Below are 19166 nucleotides of genomic sequence, written 5' to 3'. Positions count from 1 at the left end.
CCTCACCCCCAGAAGAAAGGGAGAAGGGGGATTTAAAAAGGTTCAGTACTCGTGTTTAATAGTTTCTTTAGTGTCGCTACAAGAGTCCTTAGATGAGTCTTTTTCCTGACTTCTGAATTAACTCTCTTTCGCATCTGAGATTCCTTTGGTAGGAGAGTGATAGAAACTTTCCCTTCTAGTTCCTTTTGAACTCTTTGGATAATTCTCCGATATGCTCCACTCCCGATGTATGCAATAACGGGTTTAGTCTTCGCGTGATTTTCTAAGAACGTCTTCAACCGGGTAGATACCAAGTCTATTTGCTCTTCTGGAGTACGGGAAGACAGTATAAAGTCGTATTCTAGTACTGGGGTTTCTGTTTCAAAGTTTTGGGGGACGGGACCGTACATCCCAGAGAGAGTAACTTTTTCAATCTTTTCCAGATTGATGCCATGTTCCTGAAGATATCTGAAAATAATCTTGTGTGTCCGAGATTCAGAGTACGGCTTTTCGGGGGTGCACGCCAATACCAAGATAACTCTCTTCTCTGGAGAAATTTGATAAGGTAGCTTTGTGATGTCAAACTTAGTAGGATCACGCTTTAGGGAAATTTTACGAGTGTAAAATCGAGTCCCAGAAATCCGTGGAAGTCTAACCCTTAAGTCACTGGCAATTTCAGTAAAGTCGTTATCAATCGCGGACAACTTAGCGACTACTTTCAAAAGCTTGTTGTCGTTACTTGCATACTTAACAAGCCACTCTTTAAATTCGCGGGATTTGGGATTATACCTCTTTAGCTCTTCTAGAAGATTTAATTGAACTGACAGGTTATGAAGAGCGATTATACCATAAATATCTGACTTGATCACTTCTTGCCCACCAAGGGAATAGCGATAGTAACTTTTACTCTTCAATATTTTCTTTGCACTCTGGAGATTCCGACCCCTAATACGGTTACAGAATGGACATGAATCCAAGTCTTTGCTAGTTATCGTGTGGAATTTCTTTTTTTGAGTGTACGAAACAAAAAACTGAAGATTCTGAGCAGCTTTGACATAGGTATTACTATCAAAACTGTCTACCCCCAGATAATACATGAAGGGGGTTATCCTTCCAGAAATCCCAAAAACATGTATGGGAATTTTTTCTGGGTCAGAATGTATCTCAAGTAATGTGTCCTTGAGAGCTTTTATTATCTCAACGATTAGCTCATAATGGTTCTTTATTGGAACCATTGAACCAATGGCCAACCCAAAAGGATAGTGGGAATACTCATTAAATCCGGTTTCCTCAAGGAGATTGAACAATCTTTTGACATAATACTGAATTTCTTCGTAGGATCTGCCATGGACAGCAAGATACGGAAAAACCCCCACATCATGTGAATCATACACTAATTCCATCAGGCGTACAGCATTCATAATGCTCTTTTCCATTCTCTCATTAGTTTCTTCCTCATTTAGTCCAGGAGGTATTGGATAATCCAAAGATGCAACGTAGTCTGCACCAAGTTTAAGTTGCAAATCTAGAACGCTTTCGGGCGTTGCTTTAAGTTGGTACTTTGACAAATCATACTCCCGGTTATACAGAAGTTTAAAACCACCACTGTCTGCGAAGAGAATGGGAGAATAAGTCGGATTCTCTTGTATAATCCAGTCTTTTAACGTCTTTCCATCCTTAAACCATTCATTAAAGCTCTTTTCGTTGAGATCAAAATCCACAAAGTGAAGAACTTGAGTCATTATTGTAGACAATTTTAGCTCGTGTATTATTCCTCTTTTAATCGATTTCCATATACCCCCATTTCGGAGAACTCCGGGAGGACCTGTCATGAAATTGACTACTGGGAAAAATGTGAATTCTTGAGGAGGTTTTGGACGAATAGACATATTTAATCCCCAATTCAAAACTTCGCGATAGGTTTAAAAATATTGTCAGTATGAGTTTACTGACAGAGGGGGTATAGCCCTATGGCCAAGTCAGATTTAATTTTACGCCCAAGTCAGATAGCCAGATATTTTGAACTTGAGAAATGTCCGAAATATATTTACTGGCTGAGTAAGAAAGAGGAACTTAAAAGTGAGCTTTCTCAGTTAGATGAAAAGATACAAAACAAATTAAAAGGAAAAATTGACGAGATATTGAGAGAACAGGGAGAAAACTTCGAATTAGCACAATTGGATATCTTGAGTCAAATGACTGGTATTCCTGAAAATAACATAATTAAGTCTGAGAAAAAATTTGCAAACTTAATCTGGTATATATTGAATCCTCAGTTCTACAAAGAGAAGCAACGTATTTTCTTCCAGCCCCACATAGAGGGTCAAATTGGGATATACAAAATTGAAGGCAAGGCCGATATCATCTTAGTAAGGCATCTGCCCCACAAGGTCGAAATCTGGATTTTTGAAGCAAAGTTTACCAATCAAGAAAAGTTCCATCATAGAATCCAAGCAGTAGCATATGCAATGTTAATTTACAATGCGGTCAGGACTTCAATAAAGAATCGTGACATTAGTGTCTATGTTGCAGTCCTCACAAAAAAGAACAATCTCAACTCTGCATACGATTGTTTGAAAAAACGTGGATTTTCAGAAGAAATTAGGCCAAATGCTGATATTTTAAATGAACTCCGAGAACAAGGCTGCCTAAAAGCTCTTAAATTTCCCGAAGAAACGAGAACATATATTGAGATTTTAAAACAACACCTAAAAAAAGATGGGACATTTAGTAAACTAATAGAAGGGAAAGAAATCCCAAGGTTTTGGATCAGTAAGAGATGTCAAAATTGCCCATATGAAGCCCTGTGTATCAAAGAAGCTGTGGAAGAACAGAGTCTAGGATTATTAGGTATCCTGCCTGGAGACCAAGAACTTCTTGAAGAAATGGATATTAAAACATTAGAGGACTTAGCGAATCTATATGACTATCCGGAAAAATTAAGCCCGAAAAATTTTGAACCTCTTAAACCTAAGGATAGCGAAAAAGTAAATGCTATCTTAAAACGCCTGAACATAACAAACCTCCAGAAACTTTCCCAAGGTGCATACAGGCTTCTAAGGGAGATAAATCGCAGAGCTGGAGAGCCAGATTACTTCCCAGACTGGCTACAAGGTTCCGGATTCAACTTACCTAAAGACACTTACAGAGAAGATGATATCATAACCCCTAACTATCCATCAGGATCCCTTATTCGGACGTATATATTTGTCCAGCATGACCCGATTTACGACAGAATAGCAATCTTGAGTGCAGTCGTGGAAAACACTCTCTCCAATAAGCAGAAAGTGATCGTCAAGATTATTCAAGAGCTCTCTGAAGATGAAGATAAAATGGACGTGTTTGAAAGACAGCTACTTGATGAGTTCTTTGAAGAACTGTTCCGAGCAATAAAAGAGGTAAAACCACAGGAATTGAACCTTGATGAATTCTTTGAGAATAGAGAACCCGATAAGAAGCCTTGGAAATCCCCCGAAGAATCCCAAAAATATGGTTATGTACACCTCTATTTTTATAGCAGATTCCAAAGGAATTCACTAATGGACGCTATAAAGCGGCACTCTAACAAGCTAAAATACTATAAGGGAATTAGATGGATACTTGGATTAAGATCGGCTATTGATTTTAAGCCCCGTGAGCAAGACACGGTTTCTATAATACAAGAGGGTATAAAACGAAGAAAAGCTTTAAGGTTCCCCGGACTCGGCATAATTGTTACAACTGCCCAACACCGTATTCCAGGTCGTGGAGACGATTTATGGTTCCGGTGGGACAGCTCCCTAACGGGTAAATTCGAAAACATCTTCAAGATTGCCGCAAAGAAAGAAATTAGAGAATATCAAAGTGTGCATATAAATCTAAATCGGTTGATTGTTGCCAGTGGATCAGAGTTCTCAGGTGAGATTTATCCAGTTATTAACCGAGACTTAGAGCAAATACCATTAGAATATCTGTGGAAAGATATTAAGGATGAAAAAGGTCGGTTTGAATTAGCCGAACTTGCAAAATATTTTGCACTTGCAATCCGGCATCTAGAGAGGAGCGTTCCCGAATGGTACAAAGATGCCACCGTGAGAAAGGAACCAATCCCAATAGATGATTTAGAAGCCCAAGGATTTGAGGAAATATCCCTTGCGGAGGTGTTGATGGAGTATCAGAAGCTAGAGCATCATACTAAAAAAGAGCTTATGGAAGAATACTACAGACTCCCGCTTAAAGAACGCTGCAGTACTGGAAAGTCTCTCCTAATTAAAATCGAATCAATAGAAAGACCAGATAAGGATACCACAATAATACACGGTTATGCACTCCTCCCCGATGGGCAAAGATGGGACTTGGAGAGTGCCCCACCAATTTCTCTTTCTGAAGACTCCTTTGTTGTTGTTACTCCAGTAATTGAAGAAAATGGCGGATTTAGACAGATAACAAAGTATAAGGATCCCAAATCAATACAGCATTCAATCCCTGCAACTATTCAATTCCTTGATGAGAACTCTGGTAGAGTGTCTATAAAACTGCTACAACCATTTGGCATCGAGAGCTATGAATTTGTTGCAGAGGAACATTTATACTTAGATAATGAAAATAGGGTAAGGAGACTGAAAAATGGAGATATGACGTTACACCCTGGAGGATACTTGGTAATAGACGAGACTGTTGATGATATAAATTCTTCGAGAGCTTATGATACCTTGGACACATTACGAGAAAATACGAATACACACCCATTCTATTCCAAACTAAACTCTCTCTACAAATCCCAAAGAATAACAAAGGACAAAATTGATTTAATGAAGATCACACCTCCATGGACTAAGGGTGATATTGAAGAGTTCATTAATACCTTTTTGATTGAAAAAGTAAACGATGAACAGAGGAGTTTTATACTAGATTGGGACAAAAATTTAGTAAATCTCCAAGGCCCTCCCGGAACAGGAAAAACATCATGGGCTATATCTCCTGCAATATTAAGTAGAGTTTATTCATCCCTAAAACAGGGGAATGATATTTTGGTTTTGGTAACGGGAATTTCCCATAGGGCAGTTAATGAGGCACTAACTAGTTTTATGAAGCTATTTAGTTCCCTGAAAGAAGAGTTTGAAGGTAAGGACATTAACATATATCGGCTTGTAAACAGCTCCGAGCAGAGAGACAAAATAAGAAGAGAACTTGAAAATGAACTTCCAGAAGAAACATTCAGCAACGTTAAATTCATTAATTACAATAAAGATTCAATCCCCTTTAGCTCTCCCAAAAAGGATGACATACCTTTGTCAAAGTTTTTACATCATCCCAGAGCAGTTATAGTGTTCGGAACCACCGGTGCAATTTCGGGATTATCTAACAGGAAGCTTTCTAATGGAAACAAAATCAACATAGCTGCAGATCTAATTGTAATAGATGAGGCTAGCATGATGGATCTACCCATGTTCTTCCTAGCAACATCATTCCTAAAAGAAAATGGACAGGTCTTATTAGTTGGTGACCACAGACAAATGCAGCCCATTCAACAGCACGACTGGGAACATGAAGATCGTGAAACAATTGAACAGCATACACCATTCCTGTCTGCTATCAATTTCATAAGATTCTTACGTGGGGAACTCTCAGAGTCGGAAAGAGAAGATTTCAAGAGATTCCTTTATAGAGACCCTCCTTTGTGGGAAAATAGTGACCTAAGAGAAAAAATTCTACCGTTCCATAGGCTCAATGAAACATACAGATTGCCTCAGGTTTCTGCAGATATGCATACTGATTTGTTCTACAAGTATGATGGCATTGAACTAAAGAGTAAGAAAAATGAAATTGAGACATTAAGACAGCACTCTGAGAAGTTTAAAACAAAGTTGAAAGAACACATTAGAAAATTAAAAGGAAATCCTGCCACACACACAATTGAGCCTGAATACCCCATAACCTTGGTACTCCATGATGAAAATAAGTCCACCAAAGTCAACGAAGTTGAGAAACTCATTATCAGCAAAATTGTCAAAAGCTTGCCTGAAGAGTATACTACCAAAGAGAAGTTTGGAGTTGTTGTGCCGTTTAAGGCACAAAGAGCCCAGATTAAGAATCTCCTTAGGGAAGTCGGGTTAGAACATGTTCAAGTTGATACTGTGGAGAGATTCCAAGGGGGAGAAAAAGACATTATAATCATCTCCCTGACGGCAAGTGATCCTTCCTACATAAGCGCAGTCTTGGAGTTCCTGTTTAATCCAAATAGGCTTAACGTTGCTGCAAGTAGAATGAAAGAGAAACTCATAATAATCGGATCCCAGGAAGTGTTCAATGCGACAACTAAAGATATCCAGAAATTTGAAGAACTGATAGAACCTTGGAGGACTTTATTCAGAAAGATACGAGCCCACGGGGAAAAATTGTGGAATGGAACTCTGGAAGAATTCATAGGGGACGTAGAGTCAGAGAAGGATAGATACCAAAAAATACTCGAAAAATACCAAGTCACCAACCTGGAAGTTTTTGGAATAAAAGAATGGCCCAAAGATTTATAATTTTTAGATACCTATCGAAACGCTAAGCTTTTATACGAAAAGAACTCAAATCCATCGGTGGTTCCATGAAGGGGCTTGAGATTAAAGACCTCGGAAAGTTCAAGCTCGTCGGCAACATCGACGCCTTTGGCAGGAAGCTCGTCTTCCAGGTCACGGAGATAAACCTCAAAAAGGACGACTACTTCTCAAGGCTCTACCTCTACGACGGAAGGAAGGTTAAGCCCTTCACCTCTGGAAACAAAGACTCGAACCCGCGCTTTTCACCGAACGGAAAACTCATCGCATTCACATCGAAACGCGATAAGGAGAGCGAGGAGGCAGAACTATACATAATCCCGACCGACGGCGGCGAGGCGAGGCTCCTAGCGAAGTTCAAGTATGGCATTAAGGCCCTCCGCTTTACAGAAGACGGCAGCTCAATAGCAGTTGTAACGCCGATAGACATCGAGAAGAAGCCCAAAGATGACGTCCACGTCATCAAGGAGATTCCGTACTGGTTCAATGGCGTCGGCTGGGTCTACGGAAGGAGGAGCGTCGTTTACCTCGTTGATATCGAGAGCGGCAAAAAGAAGCGCCTAACTCCCAAGGAACTCGACGTTGGGACTATACGCTTCCACAAAGGGAAGCTCTACTTCATCGCCCAGGAGGACAGGGAAAAGAACCCGAAGGTGAGCGACCTCTACGTCCTTGAGGGCAGGAAAGCAAGGAAGCTGACGCCCGGAAAGTGGAGCATCAGCGACTTCATCCCGCTCGACGACGGAACGTTCATCCTCAAGGCCAGCACCCTTGAAAGGGGCTTCGCCACGAACACCCACATCTACCACTACAATCCCGAAACCGGAGAGCTGAGGAAGCTCACCGAAGATCTTGACCGCTCGGCCTACAACTCTCTCAACTGCGACGTTCGCGGTGCTCAGAGAGCTGAGCTGGTTTTCAAAGACGGCTGGATCTATTACGTTGCCACTGATGGGCCGAGGGCTAATCTCTTCCGCGTGAACCTTGAGGGCAAGATTGAGAGAGTCATCGGCGGCGACAGGAGCATCGAGAGCTTCGCGGTGGGAGATTACATAGCCTTCACCGCCCAGGATGCGGTAACTCCAACGGAGCTCTACATATTCAGGGACGGGAAGGAGAAGAAGCTAACCGACTTCAACGGCTGGATTAAGGACTACAAGCTCTCGAAGCCCGAGCACTTCAAAGTTAAGGCCAGCGACGGCGTTGAGATAGACGCATGGATAATGAAGCCCGTTGATTTTGAGCCCGGCAAAAAGTATCCAGCCGTGCTTGAAATCCACGGCGGGCCGAAGACGGCTTACGGCTATTCCTTCATGCACGAGTTCCACGTTTTGACGACCAAGGGCTTCGTCGTGATCTTCAGCAACCCGAGGGGAAGCGACGGCTACGGCGAAGAGTTTGCCGACATAAGGGAGCACTACGGAGAGCGCGATTATCAGGACATCATGGAGGTCGTTGACGAAGCCATAAAGCGCTTTGACTTCATTGACCCCGAGAGGATAGGCGTCACCGGCGGCTCCTACGGCGGCTTCATGACAAACTGGATAGTCGGCCACACGAAGCGCTTCAAGGCGGCAGTTACTCAGCGCTCCATCTCGAACTGGGTGAGCTTCTTCGGAACGACGGACATCGGCTACTTCTTCGCCCCGGACCAGATAGGCGGCGACCCCTGGAGCAACCTCGACGGCTACTGGGAGAAGAGCCCGCTGAAGTACGCTCCCAACGTTGAGACGCCGCTCCTCATAATCCACTCGACGGAGGACTACCGCTGCTGGCTGCCGGAGGCGCTCCAGTTCTTCACCGCGCTGAGGTATCTCGGCAAGACGGTGGAGCTCGCGATATTCCCGGGAGAGAACCACGACTTAAGCAGGGGCGGAAAGCCGAAGCACCGCGTTAGGAGGCTGGAGCTCATAGCCGGATGGATGGAGAGGTGGCTTAAAGAGTAAGCTCTTCTCTCTCCTTTTCCTTGGTTGAAAACATAAAAACGAAAATCGACGAAGTAAATCTCACAGCGTATAGTCCAGCACCCTCTCAGCCTCCTCGATGTGCTCCGGATAGACGTTCTTTATCTCCTGCCGTCCACCGCCGTGGGGTTTTTAAAGCCCCTGCTGAAAGGCAAGCCCATGAAGGCATACATCTTAGCTTACCCGGAAAAGCGCTGGGAGAACTACACAATACCGATAAACGACGAGCCGGTAGTTAAGCTCACCGAGCGTAGGCTTTTGCTGAGCAAGCGCATCGACGATGTCATCACGATAGTGCGGAAGGATAAACTGAAAACGTACTCGCTCCACGTGAGCAACCCGCTGCCGGTCAAAGGAAGAAACAAGCTTGAAGCCCTCCTAAACGCCCTTCCATCTGGAGAGCCAATCTTCTTGGTCGAGGGCAACATGCCTCTGATAATGCCCTTCCTGGTGAACTATCTGACAGGCCTGTTCTACGAGGACGGGCCTGAGGCACTCATTCCGGTCTGGAGGGACGGGACGGCAGAGGTAACGCACGCCGTCTATGAAGCCGACGCCCTCAGAGATGCCGTTGAAGCCGCGATTGCCGAGGGATACAAAAGCCTGAGCAGGGTTACGGAGTTCCTCGACTACGAGCCGGTTTCGATTGAGGAACTCGCCAAACGGAACGCGAAGGTGACTTTGAGCTTTTTTAAAGTCAGAAACCAGTTCGACGTCCGCTTTGCAGAGGAGACGCTGAGGAAGCTCTGAGCCCAGATTTGCCGGAAATTTTTCCAAATTTTTGTAAAAATCCTTAAATAGTAGCGGGGATTATAATATAGTAGGGTGGGAGTTCCCAAAAGTTCTTCTGCTCGGTTCGGACCATAAAGGAGAGATAATTATGAAAAAACTCTTAAGCGCAGCAATATCGCTGCTAATTCTATTTAGTGTGATGGCCGTATTTAGCCCAGGTATTGTTTCTGCTGGGCCCATGAGCGGCTACAATGTTCTGATTCTGAAAAACGTAGACGCCTGGAATTCCCCCACTGTGGAAAACACCCTAAGCGATATGGGGATACCCTACGAAGTTATGACATCTGGAGAGCTAAAGAACAGGACGGCTCAAGAGCTGATTGAGACCTACGACATGATAATCATCATCAGCGACCAGCCCCAGGAATTCTACGACGACCTCGGTACTCAGATGGACAAGCTCGATGAGTACGTGAGGGCGGGAAGAACCCTCGAGATACACGCCGCCAACTGGGGATGGCATGGAGGGGTATGGACAACACCCCTACCTGGAGGAGCGGAGATAGTGCAGAGCTACTCAAGTTACGATTACTTTATAGCCAACGGCACGACGCTGGTGAGCAGCTACGCAAGCCACGGCTACTTCATCAACCTGCCAGCTAACGCGGAAATAATTACAGTTCAGGCACCCTCGGGAACCCCCGATTACAACAAACCGAGCACAGCGATCTATTCGCTGGGAAACGGCAGGGTCTTCGTTACTGGACTAACCATAGAGTACAGCGTCGCAAGGAAAGGTCCGGAGTGGGAGGCATTCTTCAGGGAAATGCTCAGGAACAACTTGGGCTACTCCCAATTCGTGCCAGTTGCTCCCGTTATTGTTGGAGGAATAGACTTCATGACATTCAACTTCTACTACTACATCCAGTATAGGCGGGCGCTTGAGAAGTTCAACACGATGTACAGGGAGGCCGTGGCCGGAGGGATGGACAACGAAACGCTCGGGCTCGCGATGACTCAGAACGACACCGCGGCGGCTTACTATGCGAACGCAAGCAGATACGGTCTCGTTGTTGCGAACTTCCCCAGAATTTACATCTTCATAGACCTAAGGAAGGCCGCGCTGCACCAGAAGCAGGCAGTTGGAATATTGAAAGAAGCAATGGAAGACTGGTGATTTCTTTTCACCCTATTTCCACTGCTTTCCTGACCCTGTCCGCTATCACAATGGCAACGACGGCTTTAACTGCATCAACGGGCAGGAACGGGACAACGCCGAGGAGGAAGGCCTTTTCGAAGTCTCCTCCCATGAAGAGGCCGAGCCTCAGCCAGCCAAGGAGGTATATAACCCCAACCCCCAGGATGGAGCCGATGAGCATTCCCCTTCTGCCAAGCCTCTCTGTGAACAGCCCGGCAAGATAAGCCGCTATGGGAAACGCTACTATGTAGCCGCCAGTCGGGCCGTAGATAACTGCAAAGCCGCCATGGAAGTTGGCGAACACTGGGAGACCCACTGCCCCCATGACAACGTAGACCAGCTGGCTCAGTAATCCAAGCCTCGCCCCCAGAATCAGCCCGCTCATGAGTACGAAGAGCACCTGAAGCGTCACTGGGACGGGACCAATGGGAATGCTTATCTGGGCGCCAACCGCAGTTAAGGCTGCGAAGAGTCCAGCAAAGGCAACCTCCTTAGCCCTCATGCTACCACCTTGGAAAGCTTTTAAACTCGAAACTTGAAAATTCCCCGATGATTGAAGTTAAAAATCTTTGGCATATCTACGAGAACAAAAAGGAAGCGCTGAGGGGCATAGACTTCAAGATGGGCGAGGAGATAGTGGCATTAGTAGGTCCCAACGGGTCCGGAAAGACAACCCTTGCCAAACACCTGAACGGCCTCCTGAAGCCGACCAAGGGAGAGGTTCTCGTAGATGGCATGAGGACAACTGAACATACGGTCGCGGAGCTGTCCATGGTCGTTGGCTACGTCTTCCAGAATCCGGAGCACATGTTCTTCGAGGAGAACGTGTTCAAGGAGGTTGCCTTCGGGCCGAAGAACCTCGGCATGAGTGAGAGCGAGGTGGAAGAGCGGGTGAGGTGGGCACTGGAGTCCGTCAATCTCCAGGGATACGACGACAGGACGCCCTATTCCCTGAGCGGCGGTGAGAAGCAGCGCCTGGCCATAGCCTGTGTTCTGGCGATGAAGCCGAAGTACCTCATCCTCGACGAGCCGACGACCGGTCTGGACGCGAGGAGCTCGCGGAGCGTGGTTAAGGTCATAAAAAAGCTCAGGGAGGAGGGGCATGGAATTCTTCTCATAACTCACGACATGGAGCTAGTTTTAGAGCTTGCCGAGAGGGTAGTGCTTCTTAATGATGGAAGGAAGGTTTTTGATGGTTCAGTAGAAGAGTTCTTCTCCCTGCCCCTGCACGATTACGGGCTCGAGAAGCCCGAACTGCTGAGGGTAAGTGAGCGGCTCGGAGTGGGGTTCGTCAAAAGCGTCAGCGATCTCGTGAGAGCCATAGTGGGTGATGGGGTATGATGTACTCATTCTACCGCGAGGGGACTTCTCTCCTGCACCGCCTCGACCCGCGCGTCAAGATAATTGGCACGATAGTTGGGATAGCTGTCATAATGCTTTTCAACGACCCCTACTTCCTCATCCCGCTGTTCTTCGCCACTCTCCTCTACGGCCGCCTGCTTGGAGGGATTGAAATAAAAGAACAGCTCCGCCTTCTGAAGCCCCTCCTGCCAATCGTTACGATAACGATAATCGTATGGCCGATAATCTACAGACCCAGACTTATGGGCTTCCTCCTCGGAACCTCCTTCTCCTTCAGGCTGCTCACCTTCGGCCTACTGACCTTCATCCTGCTGATGACGACGCCCCAGAGAGACCTTATTCTTGGATTCGTTCGCTTGGGCATGCCCTATGAGTTCGGGCTGACGATCTCGATAGCCCTCCGCTACATTCCGACCCTCTACCTGCTGACGAGGAACATAATGGACGCCCAAATGGCACGCGGCTGGGAAATGGAGAAGGGCAACTTCATAGTCAGAACGAAGAGGATGACCGTTGTCCTGATTCCACTCCTGGTTTCCTCACTCAAGACCGCCCACGAACTGAGCATAGCCCTCGAGAGCCGCGCTCTGGGTGCGAGCAAGAAGAGAACGTTCCTATACGACATCAGGATGAGTGGGAGGGACTATGCAGCCACCCTGGCCGTTCTGCTCCTCTTTGCGCTGGCGCTCTACGTCAGGTACGGTCTTGGCCTCGGCCACATAAGGATATACGGTTAGAGGAGTGGTTTGACGAGTGAGTCAATCGGTATGGAATGATCTCCGATGCTCGAAACGAACTCGGCCGGAGCTTTGAGGACGGTCATGTTCAGCCGGTAATGGCCGCGGTAGGAGTTCGTTCTGAGAACGAGCAGGCTTTCGAAAAGCTCTGGGAGTGTGTAGAGTTCTCGGAATTCGCCGGGTAAGTCGAGTTCGTTCAGCTCAATCGTTGTATGTGTCAGTACGAGCATCAGACCCTTCCTATCGACGACCTTTCTTAGCTCCACAATATTCTCGGCCGTTCTGTTAAGGAGCGTTGGAAAGAGGGAAACGACCACGAGGGAGTTATCTTCAACGAGATTCAAAGCCTGAAGAAGCTCGTCCATTGAGTAGACGTTGCCGAGGTAGAGGTTCGAGACGTCCTCGGTGAGGCGCTTCAGGAGCTTAACCGAGAAGGAGCTGCCGGGTCCTACGTGATAAACGGGCCCTTCAGACAGGGCATTCGCCACCAGGTGGTACAGAAAAACCGTGCTGGCAAGTTCGTCAGTGGAGATTACCCCGGCTAGGCTCCCCTCGCCGAACCCGAGGGGAAACTCCTCGAAGGGCTTTATCTCCCTCAATTGAACCTCGGCCGGTTGGAAGAACATAGGCATCACGTAGTATAGCGTGCCCGGGATATTTATACCTTTCCGAAAATAATGAGAGTCAGAGGGTCATGCCAGGGCAACCAGACCGAGAAGCACGAGGAGCCCTACCACCACTACCTCTATTATCGCCGCCAGAATCCAGGCTAGAAACGCCCTGATCCAGTCGGTGTTGAAAATCGTCTTGATGACCCACACATAGGCCAAGATAAATACCACTACCGCGAGAAGGACATTCATGGGGGCTATCCAGATAAGCAGCACTGCAACCAGGGCGTACGCAACCGCTCCAACGATTCCGCCGCCAACTATTGCCAGCATCGCCTTAAGCGTTGAGGCCTCTTTTATCCCGACCAGATGGGCCGCTAGCGACAGAAAGAACCCTGCTATGAACAGGGAGAGCAGGAAACCGAGGAAATACACAGCCCCGAGTCCATATACAAATCCATGCCCGTAGGGCATTCTTTCACCTCCGATGAAAAATTAACTCCCAACTTATTAACCTTCCCAAAAGGCCTTTAAGTCGAAGGAGTTATTCCAGTCGGTGGAGAAAATGCTGGAGTCCCTGTGGAGTTTTATAAACCAGTACTTCATCGAACCGATGTACACGAGGAGCGGTTACAACCCATACAACACCCTCGTATATGCCCTTCTGCTCGGCTTCGGAATCATATATTCATATAGGTATATAATCAAGCCCCTCAAAATCAAGGTCGATGAGAGGCTTTTCCTGGCCGTAACGCCGATGGTAGTTTTTGGCGCAACCGTCAGGGCGCTGGTCGATGGAGGCGTCCTTCCCAAGAATCCACTCATTCTGACGCCCGGAATATTCTTCACAGCCTTCGTTCTCATAGTTCCAGCTCTCATAGCCGATGCAAAGCTCAAGACGTACCCCAAGATAACCGTTGCCTGGGGGACGGCTTTAGCGCTGTGGGCCAACTACCTTCTCGTCACCAACGCCAAGAGCTGGGAACCCTACGAGCTGACGCTGATTCACACGGCGGTGAGCTTCCTCGCGGTTTTTGCCTTCTACCGCTGGAGGCCCTTCGAGAGGCTCTACCTCTACCCAGTCTTAGCCCATTACTTCGACATAGCCTCGACGGTGGTGGCGATTCACTTCTACGGATACAGGGAAGTCCACTGGCTGGAGAATATCCTAGTCACCCACTTGGGGGCATACTTCTACTACCCGTGGATAACCTTCATCCTGGTCATCGTCTACTACGGCCTTAAATACCTAGTCCCAGACGAGGAGGAGCGCTACTTCTGGTACCTGGCCATCTACATCCTCGGCCTCGGCCCAGCCATAAGGGATCCGGCTCAGCTAGTGCTGCAGATAGGCTGAGCTCTGGATCTCCCGGTTTTATCTTTGCAGAAAGCTGAAGTCAAAAAAAGGAGAACGGTTATCCTTAAGGGCAGTCACCGGCGATAACCGTGTTCCCCTCTTCCCCTTTGGCCTTCTCTACTGAGCGTTCTTCCCTCTTCAATCTCCCTTCTCAGAACCTTCGCCTCGTTCTCCGCCTCCCTGACGCGGAAGACCCTCGCGATTCTCTCAATTGCCTCTAGCTTCCTGATTATGCCGTCCAACCACGTGAAGACGTCGCCGGGATAAACGATCAGCCCGTAGACCTTTCTGAAGTGGTCAGCTATCTGAGTGGGGTGCTTTCCTTGGCGCCTGAGCTCGATTATCAGATTGCTCACGCGCTCCATGGCGTAGTCGGTGCAGTCATCCTCGGGGCACATAAAGAACTCCTGGTAGATCGTGAAGAGCCTCTCTGCCGCGTTCGGGCTGAGTTCTGGGATAACTTTATCGAGCTCTTCCAGGATCGACGCGAAGCTCGGTGAGAAGACGTTGGCGCTCAGCCTTCCCCTCACGGCGCCTTCAAGCTCCCTCTGGAGGGTCCCGCTCAGATAGAGGTTCTCGAAGGGGAAGAGCTTGATTGCTATCCACCTTGATGGCTTCTTTCCGAGGCTCTCCCTTATGAAGCTCGCCTCCTTAGGCAGGAGGAAGCTCATGCTTACTGCCCTTCCGTAGGGCGTTACCTCGACGAGACTGCCCTTAAGCCTGACGAAGTCGAGTTCCTCTAACTTTTCCAGGACTTTTCCTGCACTCTGATTCGCGCCGAGGCATTTACTTTGCACGTCCTCGATGACGTCGAGACGATTGAAGACGCAGGCGTGGGCGAGAACGTTGTCCTGTTCGAGCTCGTCGCTCCACTCAACGATGACGGGCTCAATTGGAGCGGTGAGCAGCTTGAACGCAACCTCGTCTTCCGAGCCTTCCATCTGGGCCGAGTACTTCCTCCCCGGCTCGACTATGAGGTAGACCTTGCCCTTCTCGTGGTAGAGCGGCCTTCCAGCGCGGCCGAGCATCTGGTGGAACTCCCTAACGGTAAGCCACTTGTTGCCCATGGCGAGGCTCTCAAAGATGACCTGCGAAGCCGGGAAGTCAACGCCCGCTCCGAGGGCGGCTGTGGTAACTACAACGTCGAGCATCTGAGCCTGGAACTCCATCTCGGTGAGCTTTCTCTGTCTGTAAGGTAGGCCGGAGTGGTAGGGCTTGGCCTTTAGGCCTTTGCTCGTGAGGTATGCGGCAAGCTCATGCGTCCTCTTGCGCGAGAAGGTGAAGACTATGCTCTGACCCTTGTAGCCCTGCCGCGACTTTCTACTCGCCTCAGCACGGCAGAGATTCGCTATGTGCCTCCACTTCTCACCTTCGCTTCTGACAATGACTATGTGCCTTTCCAAATCGACGGGCCTTTCGTCGTAGAGAACCAACTTAAGCCCGAGCTCCTTGGCAAGCTCACCGGGGTTTCCGACCGTCGCGCTCAGGCCGATGAACTGGGCGTTGGGGTAGAGCTTCCTCAAGCGGGCTATTAACCCATCCAGCCTCGGCCCGCGCTCTTCGTCGTCGAGGGTGTGTATCTCATCTATGACAATGGTTCCCACGTTGCCAATCTTTCTCCCCGCCCTCAGGAGGTAGTCAATTCCCTCGTAGGTTCCGACTATTATGTCGGCATCGATGCCCGTATCTACAACTACAAGCTCGTCCTTCGTTTTAATCCTGCTCATGCCAACCCTTATCGCCACGCGAAGGCCGAGCTTTGAGTAGCGCCTCTTAAAATCTTCATACTTCTGATTGGCCAAGGCGACAAGAGGGACGAGGAAGAGCATCTTTCTACCTTCCATCGCCTTGGGAACGCCCGCCAGCTCGCCTATGAGTGTCTTCCCGCTCGCCGTGGCGGAAACCACAAGTAAGCTCTCACCTTCCAGAAGGCCGTGCTTTATGGCCAAGCTCTGAACGGGAAGGAGCTCGTTGACGCCCTCGCTCTTGAGGACATCCTTAAACTTCTCCGGGAGGGGGAGCTCCTCGAGCTTGAGCCTCTCAACCTTCACGTGCTTGGCCTTGAGCTCGTCCCACTTCGTGACCTCCGGGTGTTTAGTCGGGTCGAAGCGGGGATCGAAGGCGTAGAGAACCTTGTCAAGATCCCTAAAGCGTTCGAGAAGCTTCTTCGCCTGGTCGAACATGGCTACGCTGTTGAACCTGAAACGGAGCTCTCTCTTCAGCTCGTCCTCGGCGCAGCGCTCGCAGATGTACTCGCTGTGGTATTTTATCCTGTTGCCTTCGGTCAAAACGGTGATTTTACCCTCGAGGAGGCATAAACGGCACAGCTCGGCCCTCTCAACGCGTTTGTTCTGGAGTCTCCTTTTGAAGTAGTCCTCCCACTCGTCGGCGTTGACGAGGACTATCCTCGCTGTTCTCAGGGCTTTTTCAATCTCCTTCGGATTCCTGTACTGGCTGCCCTCCAGAACCTTGAAGAGTCTCCCGTCGCGCATTATGAAGCGGTAGATTTTATCGGCCTTGAGGTTCCTCATCTGGGATAGTTTTTCAGGTTCGTTCTCGATGAAAAACGCCTCTAATTCGTTCTTTTTTCTCCCTGGACGAAGAACGAAGAGCATGAGAATCACCTGAGGGTTACCCAGTTCTCCTTGAAGGTGTCGATGATCAGAGTTATCTCAATCCTCTCGAGGTTTTTCCCAAAGTACTTCCTCTTCAACAGCCCTGCGAAGTCCTTAACTTCGTCCGTGTTATGGAAGTTCGCCTGTATTAGTATCTGGTTCTCGCCGCTTCGCCTGTAAACGGCGCAGACATTGTCGAGCTTAGCTATTCTGGAGAGAATTGCATCAACGCTCCCGTCGTCGATGGCCAATCTGAGCTCAAAGAAAGCCCGGACGAACTCGTCCAGAAAAGCCGGGTCGATTACGGCCGAGTAGCCCTTTATTGCTCCCAGCTTCTCCAGCTTCTCCAGCCTGTTCTTCACGCTCGCGGGAGAGAGTTTAACTCGCTTACCCAGCTCGGTGAGGGTAATCCTCCCGTTCTCCCTCAGGATTCTGAGGATTTCTTTGTCCTTCTCGTCTATCCCTGGCATGTCGCTCACCAAAAGAAAAATAGAATCAGCGGGTAATCTTTATCTCCCTCATGAGCTCGAGCGGCTCTGGGTGCTTTTCGAAGTAGTCTCTGACCGGCTTGAGCAGCTCAATGAGGTACTCAGCCACCGCGTTCTTGAGGTCGAGCGGGTGGAGCTTTCCTTCCGCGAAGTCCCTCTTGAGCTCCTCGAAGGTCGTGTAGGTAACGTCGCCGCCGAACTTGGCCGGCCTGTGGATTGTGAACTCCGTTGGCTCCTCGCGGAAGATGATGTACTCAGCCCAGTCGAGAACGGGGTTGTACTTGACCTCCTTGGCCGGGCAGAAAGCCTTCCTGAGCTTCTGCTTAATCTCCTCTGGGGTGTCGTGGATGAAGACGGCCGAATAAGGCTTGCTCTTGCTCATCTTCATCTGGGTCTTGAGCTCCTTGAACTGCTCCTCGCTCTCTATCGGCCACACCGGCGGCTCCTGAAGGCCGAGCAGGAGGTGGTGGTGAAGAGCAACGGGCTTCAGCTTCTCGCCGTTGTGCTCTATCGCGTGGTACTTGAGCTTTTGGGCTACCTCTATAGCTATGACGTGGGCTTTCCTCTGGTCCATTCCGGCGTGCGCTATGGTAACACCCTGGTAGAAGATATCAGCGACCTGCATAGCCGGGTAGATGAGCTTTGCGAAGTCTATGCCCTCTCCCATCTGGCGGCCCATAATAGTTATGGAGCGCATCATCCTCGCTAGGGTAACGTTCTTGGAGATGTCTATGACCGTCTGCCAGTAGTCGCCCTTCTCGAGGATTTCACTCGCCAGCACGAACTCGACCTTGTCCGGGTCGCCGCCCATGACCTTTATGCTCTGCTTCATGCCCTCCTTGAAGTAGGTGAGAGCAACTTTCTGGATGACCTCCAAATCACCGCCGAGCTTGTCGTTTATCCAGCTGTGCCAGTCGGCAAGGAAAATCCTCGTCTTTATTCCCGCCTTCTGGAGGTCTGCTATCTTGGCACCGGCCATCAAACCAGTTCCCAGGTGAATGTAACCGCTTATTTCAAAGCCGATGTAGTGCTGCATCGGGGCACCTATCTCCAAAAGGTGTCTCAGGTTCTCAACGGTCAGTAGCTCCTCCGTGGGCTTCCTGGTTATCAGCTCTATCTTCCTCTCTATGTCCATGCTCACCACCTAAAGCCAGAATATCCTAAGCCTTTAAGGACTTTACGGAACTTTTTCTGGCCTGTTAAAGTTCGGATTCATAAGATTTATAACTTTCCGTGCAGTATAAGCGACGGTGATACCATGAGGAAGGCTGCAATAATACTTGCGGTTTTTGTTTTCTTTGGTGTTTTTGGATTTGCCATGGCCAGCGCCACCACCATTGGAGTCGACCTCTCCCACGGTGAAAGCGACAAGGGCCTTGCTGTTTTGACCGACAAGGACGGCAACGTCATCGCAGAGGGAATGGTCAAGACCATCAGCGACGTTAACTGGGTATACATTGGCGACCGGACCTTGCCGACACCCTTGGAATTCAGAACGTTGGCAACGAAATAACCTACGATGTTATTAAGGACATCGACTTCCTCATCCTCGGCCAGCCAAGCCAGGCTCTCAGCCCGGATGAAATCCAGGCCATC

The 19166-nt window shown here is 48.7% G+C and carries 15 protein-coding genes; 8 read left to right on the top strand and 7 right to left on the bottom strand.

The window, feature by feature from the left end; translation table 11 throughout:
- Nucleotides 1-32 precede the first annotated feature (32 nt).
- Entirely contained in the window at nucleotides 33-1868 is a 1836-nt protein-coding gene (locus tag E3E23_RS08325) for a tRNA-guanine transglycosylase (protein WP_167907922.1), read from the bottom strand.
- Between the two features lie 81 nt (nucleotides 1869-1949).
- Here E3E23_RS08325 and E3E23_RS08320 point away from each other — a divergent pair, with 81 nt between their 5' ends.
- The 4 genes from E3E23_RS08320 (at nucleotide 1950) to E3E23_RS08305 (ending at nucleotide 10379) form a co-directional block, all read left to right on the top strand.
- Entirely contained in the window at nucleotides 1950-6491 is a 4542-nt protein-coding gene (locus E3E23_RS08320) for an ATP-binding protein (protein ID WP_167907921.1), read from the top strand.
- A 65-nt stretch (nucleotides 6492-6556) separates the two neighbouring features.
- Entirely contained in the window at nucleotides 6557-8452 is a 1896-nt protein-coding gene (locus tag E3E23_RS08315) for a S9 family peptidase (protein WP_167907920.1), read from the top strand.
- 177 nt (nucleotides 8453-8629) lie between these two features.
- A complete protein-coding gene (locus E3E23_RS08310) occupies nucleotides 8630-9220 on the top strand; it encodes a molybdenum cofactor guanylyltransferase (protein ID WP_167908047.1) in 591 nt (196 codons plus the stop codon).
- Between the two features lie 181 nt (nucleotides 9221-9401).
- Complete coding sequence (locus E3E23_RS08305; protein ID WP_240920778.1) at nucleotides 9402-10379, top strand: pyrolysin; 978 nt, start codon at nucleotides 9402-9404, stop codon at nucleotides 10377-10379.
- A gap of 7 nt (nucleotides 10380-10386) precedes the next feature.
- Here E3E23_RS08305 and E3E23_RS08300 read toward each other — a convergent pair whose 3' ends face one another.
- Nucleotides 10387-10902, bottom strand: a complete 516-nt coding sequence (locus E3E23_RS08300) for a biotin transporter BioY (RefSeq protein ID WP_167907918.1) — start codon at nucleotides 10900-10902, stop codon at nucleotides 10387-10389.
- A gap of 47 nt (nucleotides 10903-10949) precedes the next feature.
- Here E3E23_RS08300 and E3E23_RS08295 point away from each other — a divergent pair, with 47 nt between their 5' ends.
- Nucleotides 10950-11741, top strand: a complete 792-nt coding sequence (locus tag E3E23_RS08295; protein WP_167907917.1) for an energy-coupling factor ABC transporter ATP-binding protein — start codon at nucleotides 10950-10952, stop codon at nucleotides 11739-11741.
- Nucleotides 11738-12499, top strand: a complete 762-nt coding sequence (locus E3E23_RS08290; protein WP_167907916.1) for an energy-coupling factor transporter transmembrane protein EcfT — start codon at nucleotides 11738-11740, stop codon at nucleotides 12497-12499. The genes E3E23_RS08295 and E3E23_RS08290 overlap by 4 nt, the downstream gene beginning before the upstream one ends.
- Here the strand turns inward: E3E23_RS08290 and E3E23_RS08285 are convergent.
- Both E3E23_RS08285 and E3E23_RS08280 read right to left on the bottom strand, forming a co-directional pair.
- Nucleotides 12496-13131 (bottom strand): hypothetical protein, encoded by a 636-nt coding sequence (locus E3E23_RS08285; protein ID WP_371807536.1) that lies wholly within the window; start codon nucleotides 13129-13131, stop codon nucleotides 12496-12498. The two genes, E3E23_RS08290 and E3E23_RS08285, sit on opposite strands and share 4 nt — an antisense overlap.
- Before the next feature lie 60 nt (nucleotides 13132-13191).
- Nucleotides 13192-13584: a hypothetical protein gene (locus tag E3E23_RS08280; protein WP_167907915.1), complete on the bottom strand. Its 393-nt coding sequence runs from the start codon at nucleotides 13582-13584 to the stop codon at nucleotides 13192-13194.
- A gap of 91 nt (nucleotides 13585-13675) precedes the next feature.
- Between E3E23_RS08280 and E3E23_RS08275 the strand changes: the two genes are divergently transcribed.
- Nucleotides 13676-14467 carry a DUF63 family protein gene (locus E3E23_RS08275; protein ID WP_167908043.1) on the top strand — a complete coding sequence of 264 codons (792 nt, stop codon included), beginning with the start codon at nucleotides 13676-13678 and terminating at the stop codon, nucleotides 14465-14467.
- 74 nt (nucleotides 14468-14541) lie between these two features.
- Here the strand turns inward: E3E23_RS08275 and E3E23_RS08270 are convergent, their stop codons facing one another.
- From E3E23_RS08270 to E3E23_RS08260, 3 genes are read right to left on the bottom strand one after another with little or no spacing between them, the layout of a single operon-like run.
- Entirely contained in the window at nucleotides 14542-17082 is a 2541-nt protein-coding gene (locus E3E23_RS08270; protein WP_167907914.1) for a DEAD/DEAH box helicase, read from the bottom strand.
- A 5-nt stretch (nucleotides 17083-17087) separates the two neighbouring features.
- A complete protein-coding gene (locus E3E23_RS08265; RefSeq protein ID WP_167907913.1) occupies nucleotides 17088-17552 on the bottom strand; it encodes an Lrp/AsnC family transcriptional regulator in 465 nt (154 codons plus the stop codon).
- 25 nt (nucleotides 17553-17577) lie between these two features.
- The gene (locus tag E3E23_RS08260; RefSeq protein ID WP_167908041.1) at nucleotides 17578-18705 is read right to left on the bottom strand and encodes a tyrosine--tRNA ligase; all 1128 of its coding nucleotides are present in this window, start codon (nucleotides 18703-18705) and stop codon (nucleotides 17578-17580) included.
- A 123-nt stretch (nucleotides 18706-18828) separates the two neighbouring features.
- Between E3E23_RS08260 and E3E23_RS08255 the strand changes: the two genes are divergently transcribed.
- Nucleotides 18829-19083, top strand: a complete 255-nt coding sequence (locus tag E3E23_RS08255) for a hypothetical protein (RefSeq protein WP_240920777.1) — start codon at nucleotides 18829-18831, stop codon at nucleotides 19081-19083.
- Nucleotides 19084-19166: the final 83 nt, after the last annotated feature.

This window comes from Thermococcus sp. CX2 (assembly GCF_012027555.1).
Classification (GTDB): domain Archaea; phylum Methanobacteriota_B; class Thermococci; order Thermococcales; family Thermococcaceae; genus Thermococcus.
Note: the sequence above shows the minus strand (reverse complement) of the source record. Positions and strands in the feature narration are given on the sequence as shown.

Coding starts and splice junctions, on each gene's coding strand:
- E3E23_RS08325 (WP_167907922.1), bottom strand. CDS start 1,868: ATGTCTATTCGTCCAAAACCTCCTCAAGAATTCACATTTTTCCCAGTA.
- E3E23_RS08320 (WP_167907921.1), top strand. CDS start 1,950: ATGGCCAAGTCAGATTTAATTTTACGCCCAAGTCAGATAGCCAGATAT.
- E3E23_RS08315 (WP_167907920.1), top strand. CDS start 6,557: ATGAAGGGGCTTGAGATTAAAGACCTCGGAAAGTTCAAGCTCGTCGGC.
- E3E23_RS08310 (WP_167908047.1), top strand. CDS start 8,630: ATGAAGGCATACATCTTAGCTTACCCGGAAAAGCGCTGGGAGAACTAC.
- E3E23_RS08305 (WP_240920778.1), top strand. CDS start 9,402: ATGGCCGTATTTAGCCCAGGTATTGTTTCTGCTGGGCCCATGAGCGGC.
- E3E23_RS08300 (WP_167907918.1), bottom strand. CDS start 10,902: ATGAGGGCTAAGGAGGTTGCCTTTGCTGGACTCTTCGCAGCCTTAACT.
- E3E23_RS08295 (WP_167907917.1), top strand. CDS start 10,950: ATGATTGAAGTTAAAAATCTTTGGCATATCTACGAGAACAAAAAGGAA.
- E3E23_RS08290 (WP_167907916.1), top strand. CDS start 11,738: ATGATGTACTCATTCTACCGCGAGGGGACTTCTCTCCTGCACCGCCTC.
- E3E23_RS08285 (WP_371807536.1), bottom strand. CDS start 13,131: ATGCCTATGTTCTTCCAACCGGCCGAGGTTCAATTGAGGGAGATAAAG.
- E3E23_RS08280 (WP_167907915.1), bottom strand. CDS start 13,584: ATGCCCTACGGGCATGGATTTGTATATGGACTCGGGGCTGTGTATTTC.
- E3E23_RS08275 (WP_167908043.1), top strand. CDS start 13,676: ATGCTGGAGTCCCTGTGGAGTTTTATAAACCAGTACTTCATCGAACCG.
- E3E23_RS08270 (WP_167907914.1), bottom strand. CDS start 17,082: ATGCTCTTCGTTCTTCGTCCAGGGAGAAAAAAGAACGAATTAGAGGCG.
- E3E23_RS08265 (WP_167907913.1), bottom strand. CDS start 17,552: ATGCCAGGGATAGACGAGAAGGACAAAGAAATCCTCAGAATCCTGAGG.
- E3E23_RS08260 (WP_167908041.1), bottom strand. CDS start 18,705: ATGGACATAGAGAGGAAGATAGAGCTGATAACCAGGAAGCCCACGGAG.
- E3E23_RS08255 (WP_240920777.1), top strand. CDS start 18,829: ATGAGGAAGGCTGCAATAATACTTGCGGTTTTTGTTTTCTTTGGTGTT.